At 74.6% G+C, this 15308-nt stretch carries 7 protein-coding genes; all 7 read left to right on the top strand.

The window, feature by feature from the left end; genetic code table 11:
• The first annotated feature begins 1 nt into the window (after window position 1).
• From ACWEJX_RS01755 to ACWEJX_RS01725, 7 genes are read left to right on the top strand one after another with little or no spacing between them, the layout of a single operon-like run.
• Window positions 2–1261 (top strand): MupA/Atu3671 family FMN-dependent luciferase-like monooxygenase, encoded by a 1260-nt coding sequence (locus ACWEJX_RS01755; RefSeq protein ID WP_451605572.1) that lies wholly within the window; start codon window positions 2–4, stop codon window positions 1259–1261.
• Window positions 1258–5373 carry a non-ribosomal peptide synthetase gene (locus ACWEJX_RS01750; RefSeq protein ID WP_451605571.1) on the top strand — a complete coding sequence of 1372 codons (4116 nt, stop codon included), beginning with the start codon at window positions 1258–1260 and terminating at the stop codon, window positions 5371–5373. Before ACWEJX_RS01755 ends, ACWEJX_RS01750 begins: the two co-directional genes overlap by 4 nt.
• The gene (locus ACWEJX_RS01745; protein WP_451605570.1) at window positions 5366–6610 is read left to right on the top strand and encodes an MFS transporter; all 1245 of its coding nucleotides are present in this window, start codon (window positions 5366–5368) and stop codon (window positions 6608–6610) included. Before ACWEJX_RS01750 ends, ACWEJX_RS01745 begins: the two co-directional genes overlap by 8 nt.
• Window positions 6607–9831: a non-ribosomal peptide synthetase gene (locus ACWEJX_RS01740; protein WP_451605569.1), complete on the top strand. Its 3225-nt coding sequence runs from the start codon at window positions 6607–6609 to the stop codon at window positions 9829–9831. The genes ACWEJX_RS01745 and ACWEJX_RS01740 overlap by 4 nt, the downstream gene beginning before the upstream one ends.
• Complete coding sequence (locus tag ACWEJX_RS01735) at window positions 9828–11117, top strand: enoyl-CoA hydratase/isomerase family protein (RefSeq protein ID WP_451605568.1); 1290 nt, start codon at window positions 9828–9830, stop codon at window positions 11115–11117. The genes ACWEJX_RS01740 and ACWEJX_RS01735 overlap by 4 nt, the downstream gene beginning before the upstream one ends.
• Window positions 11114–12724 (top strand): AMP-binding protein, encoded by a 1611-nt coding sequence (locus tag ACWEJX_RS01730; RefSeq protein ID WP_451605567.1) that lies wholly within the window; start codon window positions 11114–11116, stop codon window positions 12722–12724. Before ACWEJX_RS01735 ends, ACWEJX_RS01730 begins: the two co-directional genes overlap by 4 nt.
• Window positions 12721–15246, top strand: a complete 2526-nt coding sequence (locus ACWEJX_RS01725; protein WP_451605566.1) for a non-ribosomal peptide synthetase — start codon at window positions 12721–12723, stop codon at window positions 15244–15246. The genes ACWEJX_RS01730 and ACWEJX_RS01725 overlap by 4 nt, the downstream gene beginning before the upstream one ends.
• Window positions 15247–15308 lie beyond the last annotated feature (62 nt).

Genomic DNA, 15308 nt, shown 5'->3' with positions numbered 1-15308 from the left:
CATGGCGGATCAGACGAACGAGTCGGAGACCGCGCGGCGGCTCCAGGAGCGCCTTGCCTCGCTCTCGCCGGAGCAGCGCGCGGTCCTGGAGAAGCAGTTGCGGGCACGCGGGCAGAAGGCGCCCGAGGAGCTGGGCGGCGGGGAGAAGGAGCGGACGGCGAAGGCCGCCGCGCCGCGCCGGGAGCGGCGCGCGGACAGCCGGATGGACTTCAGCCTGTTCTTCTTCTCCGGTGACGGCACGGCGGCCGGCCCGGGCAAGTACCAGCTGCTGCTCGACAGCGCCCGGTTCGCCGACCGCAACGGCTTCAGCGGCATCTCCGTACCGGAGCGGCACTTCGTCGACTTCGGCGGCCTGTACCCGAACCCGTCGGTGCTCGCGGCGGCCCTCGCCATGGTGACCGAGCGGATCCAGCTCCGCGCGGGCAGCACGGTGCTGCCGCTGCACCACCCGGTGCGGTCGGCCGAGGAGTGGGCGGTCGTGGACAACCTGTCCGGCGGGCGGGCCGCGATCTCGGCGGCCTCCGGCTGGCACCCGGACGACTTCGTCCTGGCGCCCGGCGACGGGCAGGCGCGCTATCCGCACCGCAAGGAGGAGATGTTCGAGGCGATCGCCACGATCCGCCGGCTGTGGGCGGGCGAGAGCGTCGAGGTGGCGCGCGCCGACGGTTCGCTGCAGAGCGTGCGTTCGCTGCCCCGGCCGATCCAGCCGGAGCTGCCGGTGTGGGTGTCGGCGCAGGGCAGCCCGGAGACGTTCGTCAGGGCCGGCGAGATCGGCGCGAACCTGCTGACCGGCCTCGTGGCGCAGCGTCCCGCGGACCTGAAGGAGAAGACCGCCGCGTACCGCGAGGCCCGCGCGAAGGCCGGGTTCGACCCGGACACCGGCATCGTCACCGCCATGGTGCACACCTTCCTGTGGCAGGACGAGGAGGAGGCGCGAGAGCTGGTCCGCGGCCCGCTGACGGGCTATCTGAAGACGTTCCTGGCGCAGCAGGACAGCTTCGGCAGCGAGTTCTCCAAGCTGGGCGAGGAGGGGCAGGAGGCCATGCTGAACGCCACCTTCGAGCGCTACTTCGACTCCCTGGCGCTGCTCGGCACGCCCGACAAGTGCGAGTCGCTGATCGAGGACCTGGTGGACATCGGGGTGAATGAGGTGGCCTGCCTCGTCGACTTCGGCCTGGAGCCGGACGTGGTGCTCAAGGGCCTGGAACACCTCACCGAACTGAAGGACCGCTACCGGTCCGCGGAAGGGCAGCAGTCGTGACCGACTTCGCAGACCGGCTCGCCGGACTCACCCCGGCCCAGCGCGCCCTGCTGGACCGCAAGATGCGCGAGCGGGCCTCGCAGGCCGCGGCCGTGCCGGCCCTCGGCCCCGTCACCCGGCGCACCACCACGGACCCGGTGCCGCTCACGGTGGACCAGGAGCGCATCTGGCTCATCCACCAGTTCGACCCCGAGGACCCCGTCTACACCGTGCACTTCACGTCCCGGCTGCTCGGCGACCTCGACGTGGCCGCGCTGCAGCGGGCGGTGGACTCCTTCGTGGCGCGGCACGAGGCCATGCGCACCACCTTCGCGCAGGACGGCGACAAGCCGGTGCAGGTGGTGCACCCGGCGATGGAGGTGCCGATCCGGCACGTGGACCTGCGGGACGTGGCGGCGGAGCAGCGCGAGTCGGAGATGGAGCGGCTCGCCACGGCCGAGCTGCGCGCGCCCTTCGACATCGTCGCCGGCCCGCTGCTGCGGGTGACGCTGATCAAGCTGGCCGAGGAGGAGCACGTGCTCGTCGGCGCGGTGGACCACCTGGTCTGGGACCGCGGCTCGATGGGCATCTTCAACGCCGAGATCGCCGAGTTCTACTCCGCGTACGCCACCGGCCGCGAGCCGAAGCTGCCGGAGATCGAGGTCCACTACCCGGACTACGCGCTGTGGCAGCCGGAGTGGCTGCGCGAGGAGGTCGCGCGCCGGCACGTGCCGTACTGGAAGAAGCAGCTCGCCGGCGCCGACGCGGTCCTCGAACTGCCCACGGACCGGCCCCGTCCGCCGGTGATGACGTCGAACGGCGCCCGCCACCAGTTCCCGTTCACCCCGGAGCTGACCAGCGCGGTGAAGGAGCTGGCGAAGCGGGAGGGCGTGTCGGTCTTCGTCCTCCTCCTCGCCGCCTGGGAGGTGCTCCTTCACCGGTTGTCCGGGCAGGACGACATCCTCGTCGGCACCACCTCGTCGACCCGCGGCCGGCCCGAGATCGAGCCGATGGTGGGCTACTTCCTCACGGTCCTGCCGCTGCGCTCCACGCTGCGGCCCGGGATGACCGTGCGGGAGCTGCTGGCGGCGACCCGCACCACGATGATGGGCGCCTTCGACCACAACGACATCCCGTTCGGCACGCTCCTCGACGAGCTGGCCCTGGACCGGGACCCGAGCCGGACGCCGCTGTACCAGTCGTCGTTCATCCTCGTGGACTTCCACTACGAGGAGCAGGCGCCGATGGCGGGCCTGCGGGTGGAGGAGCTGACCCTCGACAACGAGACGGCGAAGGACGACGTGATGCTGGGCGTCTTCGACGACCCGGGCATCGCCGAGGACCACTTCCACTGCCTCTTCGAGTACAACACCGACCTGTTCGACGACAGCACGATGGCGCGCTTCGCCCGCCAGTACACGCGGCTCGTCGAGCAGATCGTCGCCGACCCGGGCACGGCCGTGGCGGACCTCTCGCTCGTCGGCCCGGACGACGCCCACCGGATGCTCGTCGAGTGGAACCGCACCGAGGCCGAGCGGGAGCCCGGCGCGGCTCTCGACGTCCTGGTACGGCGTCAGGCCGCGGCCACCCCGGACGCGGTGGCCGTCTCCTCGGGCGGCGAGTCGCTCACGTACGCGGAGCTGGTGGAGCGGGCCGGGCGGCTCGCCTCCTATCTGCGCGGCCGCGGTGTCGGCGAGGAAACGGTGGTCGGGGTGTGCCTCGACCGGTCGGTGGACCTGCTCACCGGACTGCTCGGCGTGCTGATGGCCGGCGGCGCCTATCTGCCGCTGGACGCCGGCTACCCGGCCGCCCGCCTCGCCGACATGACCGGCGACGCCGGCGCCGCTCTGGTGCTGACCCGCTCCGCTCACCTCGACGTCCTCGCGGACTGCCCGGGCGAGCGGGTCTGCCTGGACACCGACGCGGCGGACATCGCCGCCGCCTCGCCCGAGCCGGTGCGGCTCGCGACGGCGTCGGCCGAGGACCGGCTCGCGTACGTCATCTACACCTCCGGCTCGACGGGCCGTCCCAAGGGCGTCGAGGTCACCCACCGGAACCTGGTCAACCTGCTGCTCTCGATGGCCGGCGAGGTGGGCCTGCGGCCCGGTGACACGCTCGCCGCCGTCACGCCGGTGACCTTCGACATCGCGGGCCTCGAGCTGTACGCGCCGCTGATCAGCGGAGCCCGTACGCACATCGTGCGCAAGGAGGAGGCCGTCGACGGGCGCAGGCTCGCCGAGGTGCTCGCCGAGACCGGCGCGACCGTCCTGCAGGCGACCCCGGCGACCTGGCACCTGCTGGTCGAGGCCGGCTGGGAGAACGACGGCTCGCTGCGCGCCCTGGTGGGCGGCGAGGCGCTGCCGCCGTCGCTCGCCGAGAAGCTGGTCCGCGAGCCGGGCCGCACCTGGAACGTGTACGGACCGACCGAGACCACCATCTGGTCGACCGCGCACCGCCTCGACAGCGGCACCGAGCAGATCTCCATCGGCCGCCCGCTCGCCAACACCCAGGTGTACGTGCTCGACGAGCGGCTCGCCCCGGTGCCGGTGGGCATGCCGGGCGACCTGTACCTGGGCGGCACCGGCGTGGCCCGCGGCTACCGCGGCCGGCCGGCGCTCACGGCGGAGCGGTTCGTGCCCGACCCGTTCTCCGGCCGCCCGGGCGCGCGGATGTACGCCACCGGCGACAAGGCCCGGCTGCGCGAGGACGGCACGCTGGTCTTCCTGGGCCGCGACGACGGCCAGGTGAAGCTGCGCGGCTTCCGCATCGAGCTGGGCGAGATCGAGGCCCGCCTCGAACAGCACCCGGGCGTGCGGCGCGCGGTGGCCCTCGTCCGCGAGGACCGGCCCGGTGACAAGCGCCTCGTCGGCTACGTGGAGGGCGAGGGCGACGCGGCGCCGTCCCAGGAGGAGCTGCGCGAGCTGCTGCGCGGCTTCCTGCCGGACTACATGGTCCCGTCGGTGATCGTCCGCCTGGACTCCTTCCCGCTCAACACCAGCGGCAAGATCGACCGCCGTGCGCTGCCCGCGCCGGTGATCGAGCGCACGGCCGGCAGCTACGTCCCGCCGCGCGACGCCCTGGAGCTGGAGGTCGCGCACATCTGGGAGGAGGTCCTGGGCGTCTCGCCGGTCGGGCTGCACGACGGCTTCTTCGAACTCGGCGGGCACTCGCTGCTCGTGCTGCGGCTGATGGCGGAGATCGAGCGCCGCTACGACCGGCGGCTGCCGATGGCGGCGATCTTCCGCGGCGCGACCGTGGAGCGCTTCGCGCGGATGCTGCGCGAGGGGTACGCGGACGAGGAAAGCGTCCATCTCATCGAACTCGGCGCCGGGGAGGGCGGCTCGGCGGCCCCCGTCTTCTTCGCGCACCCCGCGGGCAGCGAGGTCGTCTGCTACATGCCGTTCGCCGGCCTCGTCGAGGGCGGCCGGCCGGTGTACGCGCTGGCCTCGCCGCCTCCGGTGGACGGGCGGCTGCCCTTCGAGGGCTTCGGCGAGCGGGCCGCGGCCTACGCGGAGCTGATCCGCGAGACGCAGCCCGAGGGCCCGTACACCGTGGCCGGCTGGTGCTACGGCGGCTCCAACGCCTACGCGGTCGCCGCCGAGCTGGAGAAGACCGGCGCGGAGGTGTCCGTGATCATGATGGACGCGCACGCCCCGGCGGTCGTCCCGGAGGGCGACGAGCCGGACCGGGCCGACATCGTGGAGGCCGTCGCCGCCAACCTCCAGTGGGACTACGGCGACCGGCTGAAGCCGGTCGAGGAGCTGCGCGGGATGACCCCGGACGAGCACCTCGACTATCTGCTCGGCCTGGCCCGGGCCTCGGACTACCTGCCGCCGGACGCCGGCCGCGAGCAGATCGCGGACGTGCTCGACCTGTGGGTGGCCAACCTGCGCCTGCTGTGGAACTTCCGCCCCGACGCCGTCAAGGGCCGGGTCACGCTGATCCGCGCGGCGGAGGAGGAGCACGACCCGTCCGACTCCTGGCGGGAGCTGACGGGCCGGGACATCGACGTCCGCACGGTGGCCGGCAACCACTACACGATGATGCGCCACCCGTACGTGGAGGGGCTCGCGGACGTCCTCAACGACGTGCTGCGCGGCGCGTCGGAGACGGACGGTGGCGCGGATGCTTGAGCTGCTCAGGGACCGCACGTACATCCGCTACTGGCTGGCGGTCGTCGCGTCCTTCCTCGGTGACGCCATCACCAAGATCACCCTGATCTACGTGGTGGCCACGGGGACGTCGAACCCGGTCCTGTACGTCTCCCTCGTCGTCATCGCCCAGCTGCTGCCGTCCGGTGTGCTCGGCGCCTTCGTCGGCCCGCTGGCCGACCGGGTGCCGGCCCGGGTCCTGATGGTCGGCTCGGACCTGGTCCGGGCCGTGCTGGCCCTGCTGATGATCGTCGTGCGGGACTCGCCGCTGCCGCTGCTGGCGCTGATCCTGCTGAGCGGCATCGGCAAGGCGTTCTTCGAGACCGCGCGGATCAGCGCCGTCCCGCTGATCGTGCGCGGCCACAGCATCCCCACGGCCGTGGCGCTGTTCCAGTCGACCAACCACACCCTGAGCCTGGTCGGCCCCGCCATGGGCGGTGTGCTGCTCGCCCTCGGCAGCGTCCCGGCGGTCTTCGTCATCGACGCGGCGACCTTCGTGGTCTCGGCGCTGCTGCTCGGCAGCATGGCCGTCCTGAAGGAGGTGCCGGTGCCGGCCGCGGCGGGCGTGAAGCGCGAGTCGTACTGGCAGTCGCTGCGCGTCGGGCTCGGCGGGGTGATGGCCGTGCCGTCGCTGCGCTTCCTCGCCGTCGTGCTCGTGCCGGTGATGCTGGCGCTCGGCCTGTTCACCACCAACCTCAACACCCAGCTGCTCTCCGGATTCCACCTCGGGGCGTTCGACTACGGCCTCGCGCAGGCGGCGTTCGGCGCCGGCTCGGTCGTCGGAGCGCTCATCGGCCCGCCGCTGGTGCGCCGGGCCGGCGACCGCAGGCTGCTGATCTGGTCGATCGCGCTGTTCGCCGGGTCGCTGCTGCTGCTCGCCCCCACCGGGCGGCTGCGCGACGCGCTGGGCGTGTCGGTCGTGCTCGGGTGGTGTCTGGTCGCCGGGCTCGGCTCGGGCCTCTTCCAGGTGCCCGTGGCCAACACCCTGCTCAGCGACCTGCCCGAGGAGCTGCGCGGCCGGGGCGTCGGCCTGCTCAACGCCCTCATGGTCAACTTCATGGTCCTCGGCGTGGTGCTCGGCGGCGTCGTCGCCGACCTGGCCGGCATCTCCCGGTCGATCGTCCTCACCGGCGCCGTGCTGCTGCCCGTCGCCCTGCTCCTCGCCCTCTCCCCGCTCGGCCGGGCCCGCACGGCCGCCGAATCGGAGGTCGTCTCGTGACCGCCCCCAGCGTCACCGAGGAGCTGCGGCTCCCGCTCACCCGCGCCCAGAGCCGACTCTGGACCCTGGCGCACCTGCGCCCGCGCGACCCCTTCTTCAGCGTGCCCTTCGCCGTCGACGTCGAGGGCCCGCTGGACGAGGACGCGCTGGGCCGCGCCCTCGCCGAACTGGTGCGCCGCCACCCGGCGCTGCGCGTCCGGATCGTGCGGGGCGCGGACGGCGAGCCCGTGCAGTCGGTCCTCGACGCCGCGTCCGGCGCCCCGGCCCTGCCCGTCGCCGAGCCGGCCGACGCGGCGGAAGCCGCCAGGATCGCCGAGGAGTTCGCGGCGGAGCCCTTCGACGTCGACGGCGGTCCGCTGCTCCGGCTGCGGCTGCTCCGGCTCACCGACTCCGCGGCCACCGCACACCGGCTGCTCGTGGGCGTCCACCACATCGTCTTCGACGGCGCCTCGCTCACCCTGTTCGTCTCCGAACTGACCGAGCTGTACGGGGCGTTCGCCGAGGGCCGGCCGGTGCCGCTGCCGGAGCCCGCCGTGGCGTACGGGGACTTCCTCGCCGCCCGCACCGAGCGCGACGAGCAGGACCGCGCCGAGAACCTCCGCTACTGGACCGCCCGCCTCGCCGGGGCGCCCCAGGTCACGGAGCTGCCGGTACGGGCCCCGCGCGGCCCGGCCGCCGGGCACGCCGGGGACCGGCGCACCGCGCACATACCGGCCGATGTCGTGGAGCCGTTGCGGGCGCTCGCGCGGAAGAAGCGGTGCACGCTGTACATGGTGCTCAAGGCCGCCGTGGACGTCGTGCTCTGCGCGTACGGCACCACCGACGTCCTCACCGGCATGGCCGTGTCGGGCCGCGACACCGTCGAGTCCGCCGGCGTCGTCGGTTACCTGACCCGCCCGGTCGTCCTGCGGGCGGACCTCTCCGACGACCCGGAGTTCACCGGCCTCCTCGGCCGGGTCCGCGGCGACCTCCTCGACGCCCTCGACCACCCCGACCTCCCGGTCGACGAGGTCATCGACGCGCTGGACGTCCCCCGCGACCCCAGCCACCACCCGCTCTACCAGGTCATGTACACCCACCAGCCGGCCGCACCCGAGCACCGGGCGGGCGGCGCGGTCTTCCGCGCGGGCGAGCTGCGGCTCCCCACGACCAAGGCCGACCTGGCGATCGACACCCTGGAGACGCCCGACGGCGGCCTGCACGCGCTGGCCGACTACCGCGCCGACCTCTTCGACGCCGCCACCGCCGAGCTGCTCCTCGCCCGGCTGCGGACCGTCCTCGAACGCGTCGGCACGGACCCGGCCCAGCGGGTCTCGTCCCTGCTCCGCCCCGACGAGGCCCAGCGGCACCTCCTCCTGACGGAGAGGAACCCGGCGGCCGGGACCTCCCTGCCGGAGGAGTGCGTCCACGCCCTCTTCGCCGCCCAGGCCGCGCGCACGCCGGACGCGGTCGCCGTGGCCGCCGGGCCGCGCACCTGGACCTACCGCGAACTGGACTCCGTCTCCGACGACCTGGCCGCGCGCCTGCGCGACCTGGGCGTCGGCCCGGAGAACCGCGTCGGCGTCTGCGCCCCGCCCTCCTTCGCCCTCGTCGCCGCCGAACTCGCCGTCTGGAAGGCGGGCGGCGCCTGCGTCCCCCTGGCCTCGGACCTCCCGGCCTTCCTGATGCGCCTCGCGGTGGCCGACGCGGAGCTGGAGGTGGTCCTGGCGGACCCGGTGGCGATGCCGTTCTTCGACCACACGCAGGTGCGGGTGGTGGAGGTGGACGTCGACAACCCCGGCCCCGCGCACAGCGCGCCGGCCACCACGGTCGTCACGGCCGCCCGGCCCCGTAACGCCGCCGTCGTGCTGCGCACCTCCGGCGCCACCGGAGAGCCGCTGCCCGTGGTCCTCGAACACCGGCAGTTGGCCTCCCGACTGCGGTGGGCGGCGCGCGAACTGCCCGCCGAGGCGCTCGACGCCGTCGTGCCCGTGGGCGCACCGGACGGGACGAGTGCGATCTTCGAGCTGTTCGCACCGCTGGTGCACGGCGGGCGGGTCGTGGTCCCCGCCGGGAACGCGTCCGGAACGGTGGTCGCGGCGCCGTCGGTGTTCGCCTCGCCCGCTGGGGCCGGAGTCGCCCCCACGTACGTCCTCGCGGTGGGCGAGCCGCCGGCCGCGGCTCACGTCCGGGACGCGTACGAGGCCGGAGCGGCGGGCGTGCGGCAGGTGTACGCCGCGGCCGAAACGGCCGGACCCGCGCTCGCGGGCGCCGACGGCGACGCGGCAGCGCTCGGCGTTCCCGCCGACGCCACCGTGTACGTCCTCGACCGCGCCGGTCACCTCGTCCCGCCCGGTGTCGTCGGCGAGTTGCACGTCGGCGGCGCCGCCGTCGCGCGCGGTTACCTCGGGCAGCCGGGGCTGACCGCCGAGCGGTTCCGGCCCGACCCGTACGGCGGCGAGCCGGGCGGGCGGCTGTTCGCGACGGGCGACCTGGCGCGCTGGACGCCCGACGGACGCCTGGAGTTCGCGGGGCGGGCCGTCGACCGGGCCGTCGTCTCCGGCGTCCGGGTGGCGGCGGTGGACGTCCAGGTGGCGCTGCTCACGCACCCGGGCGTGGCCCGGGCCGAGGTGGTCGCGGGCGACGCGGCCGCCGCCGGCGGACCGGTCCTCGTCGCCGCCGTCACCGCACGGCCCGGCGCCGACCTCACCGCCGACGCCCTGCGCGCGCACCTCGGCGGGATCCTGCCCGGCTACCTCCGCCCGTACCGCCTTGAGGTGCTGGACCGGCTGCCGCTGCTGCCCAGCGGCCGCGCCGACCGGACCGCGCTGCTCAAGGCGGTCGCCGAGGCGGCCGAGCGGCGGGCGACGCGGGCCGCGGCCGAGGCGGCGGAGCGGCCGGTGAGCGAGGTGGAGCGGCTGGTGGCGGACGCCTGGGAGCAGGTGCTCGGGCGGGCCGTCGGCGCGGAGAGCGGGTTCTTCGACGTGGGCGGGAACTCGCTGCTCCTGGTCCGGCTGCGGGACCGGCTGCGGACGGCGCTGGGCCGCGAGGTCGACGTGATCGACCTCTTCCGGCACTCCACGATCCGGGCGATGGCCGCCTACTTCGGCAACGGCGAGGACGCCGCGGCGGGCGCCGCCGCCTCGGACCGCGGCCAGGCCCGGCAGCAGGCGCTGAAGGCCCGCGCCGGGCGCGCCCGGGCCCGTACGACACGCACGACACGTATTCAAGGGGGATCATGATGACGGCGACGCCGGCACCCGGGCTCACCGGGGACTTCGAGGCCGACTCCACGACGCTGACCCGCTTCCTGGCCGATCTGGCGGAGCGGTCGGCCGGCGAGCCGGTGCACGGGCCGCTGCGCACGGCGGCGCGTCTCGCGCGGCGGCGGTTCATGGAACGGCACGCGGACCGGCTGTACGAGGAGCTGACCGACGGGCGGCGGGCGTACCACCGGCTCGACGACCTGGCGACGGCGGCGGCGCAGCTGGTGCCCGGGCTGGTTCCGACGAAGGCCGAGCTGGAGGCGGAGCGGCGGCGTTCGCAGCGCGAGAAGCTGGGCCTGGAGATCGATCACGGGATCCTGTTCCACGCCCTGCTGGCGTCGGAGCTGTCGGGGCGGCACCTGCTCGACGCGATGCGCCGGCCGACCGAGCGGGCGCTGGCGGCCCTCAGCGGCTTCCGGGCCACGGGCCGCGCCGACTTCGGCGTGGTCACGGTGGAGCGGCGCGGTGACGTCGGCGAGGTGACCGTGACCAACACGGCCTTCCTCAACGCCGAGGACGACCTGCTGGTCGCTGCCCTGGAGGCGGCCGTGGACCTGGTGCTGCTCGACGACTCGGTGCGGGTCGGCGTGCTGCGCGGCGCGCCGATGACGCACCCGCGCTACGCCGGCCGCCGGGTGTTCAGCGCCGGCATCAACCTCACGCGCCTGTACGAGGGCCGGATCTCGCTGATCGACTTCTTCCTGACGCGGGAGCTCGGCTACATCCACAAGATCCTGCGCGGTCTGAGCGTGCCGGACGACGGCCGCGACTGGTGGCCGGAGCCGGTGGAGAAGCCGTGGGTGGCGGCCGTGGACACGTTCGCGATCGGCGGCGGGGCGCAGATCCTGCTGGTCTTCGACCGGGTGATCGCCACCGAGGAGGCGTATCTGACGCTGCCCGCGCTGCGCGAGGGCATCATCCCGGGCGTCGCCAACCTGCGGCTGCCGCGGGTCGGCGGCAACCGGCTCGCCCGCCAGATGATCATCGCGGACCGGCGGATCGAGGCGGCCTCCCCCGAGGGCCTGCTGCTGTGCGACGACGTCGTGCCCGGCGAGCGGATGGACGAGGCCGTCGCGGCGGCGGCCGCGACGCTCGCCGCCCCGGCCGTGATCAACAACCGCCGGGTGATGCACGCCCACGAGGAGTCCGAGGACGAACTGCGCCGCTACATGGCGGCCTACGCCATCGAGCAGTGCCGGCGCCTCCACAGCCCCGACCTCGTCGAGAACCTGGAGCGCACATGGATATCGAGGAACCGATGACCACCACCGAAGCCACCACCCTCGACCCGGGCGACCCCGCGCGTCAGCTCACCTTCTACCAGCGGTTCGAGAACTCGGCGCTACGACTGCCCGACCGGCCGGCCCTGGAGATCGGCGCCGAGGTCCTCACGTACGCCGAACTGCGCGCCCTGGCCCTGACGCTGGCCGAGCGGATCGTCCGGAAGCACGGCGGCGTGCCGCGCCGGGTGGCGCTCGTCGCCTCGCGGTCCGTCGCCGCGTACGCCGGTTATCTGGCGATCCAGCGGCTCGGCGCGGGTGTGCTGCCGCTCAACCCGGATCACCCTCAGCAGCGCAACCTGGACGTGGCCCAGCGGGCCGGCGTCGAGGCCGCGCTGGTCGACTCCCGCTCGGCGGGGCTCTTCCAGGCGCTGCCCGAGCGGTACCGGCCGACGGTCCTGGAGCTGGACGACGCCGAGCGGGCCGCCACGGCGCCGCTCGGTGACGGCCTGCCGCCGGTGCCGGACGACCTGGACGCCGAGGCGTACATCCTGTTCACCTCGGGCTCGACCGGCCAGCCGAAGGGCGTGCCGATCCTGCAGCGGAACTTCTCGCCGTTCCTCAACCACAACATCCCGCGCTTCGGGATCCAGCCGGGCTCCCGGCTCTCCGGGGTCTTCGGGCTGACCTTCGACGCCCACGCCTTCGATCTGTTCGCCACCTGGGGCGGCGGCGGCACGCTGGTCGTGCCGACGGCCGCGGAGCTGTACCGGCCGGTCGAGTTCATCGTGGAGCGCGAGCTGACCCACTGGTTCTCGGTGCCGTCGGTGATCCGCGAGGCGCAGCGGCTCGGCAACATGCCGCTGGGCCGCGCGGTCACCCTGCGGCACAGCATCTTCGGCGCCGAGCCGGTCACCCGGCAGCACGTCGAGCTGTGGCGCGAGGTGGCACCGCACACCGAGATCCACAACGTGTACGGGCCCACCGAGCTGGCCCTGTGCTGCACCAACCACCTGCTCACGGGGCCGAGTTCCGACTGGCCGGAGTACGCGGGCGGCACGGTGCCGATCGGTGTGATCTACCCGCACATGGAGGGGGTGCTCCTCGACGAGGACGGACTCCCCGCCGAGCAGGGCGAGTTGTGCGTGCGCGGTCCGCAGCGCTTCGACGGCTACCTGGACCCGCGGGAGAACGCGGGCCGCTTCCTCTCGTACGAGGAGGGCGAGGGCCCCGCCGTCGTCTACGACGGCTCCGGGCCGCTCACCGACCGCCACTGGTACCGCACCGGTGACCGGATCCGCCGCGAGGACGGCGTGCTGATCCACTGCGGCCGGCTCGACCAGCAGGTCAAGCTGCGCGGCCACCGGGTGGAGATCGGCGAGGTGGAGGCGGTGCTGCGCCGCCACCCGTACGTGGTGGACGTGGCCGTGGTCGCGGTGACCGCCGAGGACGGCGAGACCGAGCTGGCCGCCGCCTACGCCGGGCGCGAGGTGGAGCCGGCGGCGTTCGACGCCTGGCTGCGCGACCAGATGCCGCTGCACATGGTGCCGGCGCGGATCCGGCTGCTCGACGGGCTGCCGCTGAACGACAACGGAAAGACGGACCGCATCGCACTGGCGCGGATCCTCGGGACCCGGGAGGGGTCATGACGCAGGTGCAGGACGAGACGGGCGGAGCCGCCGACACGGATTTCTGGCGGGCCGCGCTGGACGGCCTGGAGCCGCTGGACCTGCCGCTCGACCGGCCGCGACCGGCGGCGCCCGAGGCGGGCCCGCCGATGGCCGGGCACCCCGTCGCCGTCCCAGCCACGACCGTGGACGCGCTGCGCAAGGCCGCGGCCGAGCTCGGCGTCGGGCTGCCGGACGCGCTGCTGGCCGCGTACGGCACGGTGCTCGGCCGGTGGGCCCGGAAGCGGGACGTGGCCGTCGGGCTGCCGGTCGACGGGAACCTGGTCGTGGTCCGTCCCGGCCCCGGGGGCGAGACCTTCGCCGAGTCGGCCGCGCGCGTCGCCGCCGCCGTCCGGGAGGCCCGGGCGCACGCCGGGACGCCGTTCGCGGAGCTCGCGGCGGCGCTCGGCGCCGGCCCGGAGCAGACGAGCGGCCACCACCCGCTGGTGCAGGCGGTGTTCGGCGAGGCCCACGGCGGTTACGTGGCCCCGGCCGGCCTGTTCCCGCCCGACCTGGCGCTCTCCTGGGCCGAAGGCGGCGACGACGCCGAGTCGGGTCTCTCGCTCCACCTCCACTACCGGACCGCGGTCCTCGACCGCGCGACGGCCGAGCGGTTCGCGGGCGGTCTGCTGACCCTGCTCGCCGCCGTCGGCGACCGGCCGGGCGCCGCCCTCGCCGAGCTGGACATCGTCCCGGCGCAGGAGCTGGAGACCCTGCGCGCCTGGGGCCGCAACCCCGCCGCCTACCCGAAGGGCGGCACCGTCGCGGGCCTGTTCGCCGTGCAGGCGGCCCGGACCCCGGACGCGGTCGCCGTCGTCTTCGGCGCCGAGGAGGTCACGTACCGGGAGCTCGACGCCAGGTCCGGGCGGCTCGCCCGGCATCTGCGGGGCCTCGGCGTGGACCGGGACGTGCCGGTCGCCGTGTGTCTGGAGCGCGGTACGGAGCTGGTCGTGGCGCTGCTCGCCGTGCTGAAGGCGGGCGGGGCGTACGTGCCGCTCGACCCCGAACACCCGGTGGAGCGGCTGGCGTTCGTGCTCGCGGACACGGCGGCGCCGGTGGTCGTCACGCAGGAGTCGCTGCGCGGCCGCCTGGCCGGCGAGGGCCGGGTCCTGGTCGCGGTGGACACGGACCGGGCGGCGATCGACGGGCACGAGCCCGACGGGGCCCCGCTCACCGGCGCGGGCCCGGACGACCTCGCGTACGTCCTCTACACCTCCGGCTCCACCGGCACCCCCAAGGGCGTGGCCGTCACGGTCGGTTCGCTGGTCAACCTGCTGTACGGCATGCGGGACACCTTCCCGGCGCCGCAGAGCGAGCGGGTGCTCTTCACCACCTCCGCCACCTTCGACATCGCGGGCGTCGAGGTGTTCCTGCCGCTGATCACCGGCGGCCGGATCATCGGCGCCACCCGCGAGCAGGTGCACACCCCGCGTGCGCTCGCCGAGCTGATCGACGGGCACGCGGTGACGCTGGCCCAGGCCACCCCGTCCGCCTGGCGGCCGCTGCTCGACGCCCTCGGCGACACCCGGCGCGAGCTGACGGTCTTCACCGCCGGTGAGGCGCTGCCGGCCGAGCTGGCGGCGCGGATGCTGCGCGCGGGCCGCCGGGTGGTCAACGGGTACGGTCCGACGGAGACCACCGTGTACGCCACGCTCGCCGAGATCACCGAGGGGGCCGGCCCGGTCCCGATCGGCCGGCCGTCCCCGAACACCGAGCTCTCGGTCGTGGACGAGCACGGCCGGCCCGTCCCGGCCGGCGTGCCGGGCGAACTCCTCGTCGGCGGCGCGGGCGTGGCCCGCGGCTACCTGGGCCGCCCGGACCTGACGGCGGAGCGCTTCGCCGACGGCGTCTACCGCACCGGTGACCTGGTGCGCTGGCTGCCCGACGGCAGCCTCGACTTCCTGGGCCGGCTCGACCACCAGGTGAAGGTGCGCGGCTTCCGCATCGAACTCGGCGAGATCGAGGCGGCGTTGGTGGCGCACGAGGACGTCGCCGCGGCCGTGGTGACGGTGCGGGACGACGCCGTGCCGGGCGAGCGGGCGCTCGTCGCGTACTGCGTGCCGGCCGCCGGGCGGGCGCCCGGTGTGACGGCGCTGCGCGAGTGGTGCGGGCGCACCCTGCCCGGCTACATGGTGCCCGCCGTCTTCGTCTTCCTCGACGCGCTGCCGCTGACCGGCAGCGGCAAGACCGACCGCACGGCGCTGCCCGCGCCGGACGGCGACCGGTCGGGCCTGGAGGCGGAGTTCGTGGCGCCGCGCAACGCGGCCGAGCGCGCGGTGGCCCGGGCCTGGGCCGAGGCGCTGTGGGCGGACGAGGTCGGCGCGCACGACGACTTCTTCGAGCTCGGCGGCGACTCGCTGGTCGCCACCCGGGTCGCTCTGAAGCTCCAGGAGGAGTTCGGCCTGGAGATCCCGGTGCGGGTGCTCTTCACCCGTACGACCGTGGAGTCCCTCGCGCAGGCCGTGATGGCCGTGCGCCGCGGCGGCGACTGGCCGGCCGCCTAGGCCGGGCCCTGAGCGGGGCCCGAGCCACCCGCGCGCCCCGATGCCGTACGGCCGGGACGGGT

It is taken from the genome of Streptomyces sp. NPDC004788 (assembly GCF_053601115.1).
Note: the sequence above shows the minus strand (reverse complement) of the source record. Positions and strands in the feature narration are given on the sequence as shown.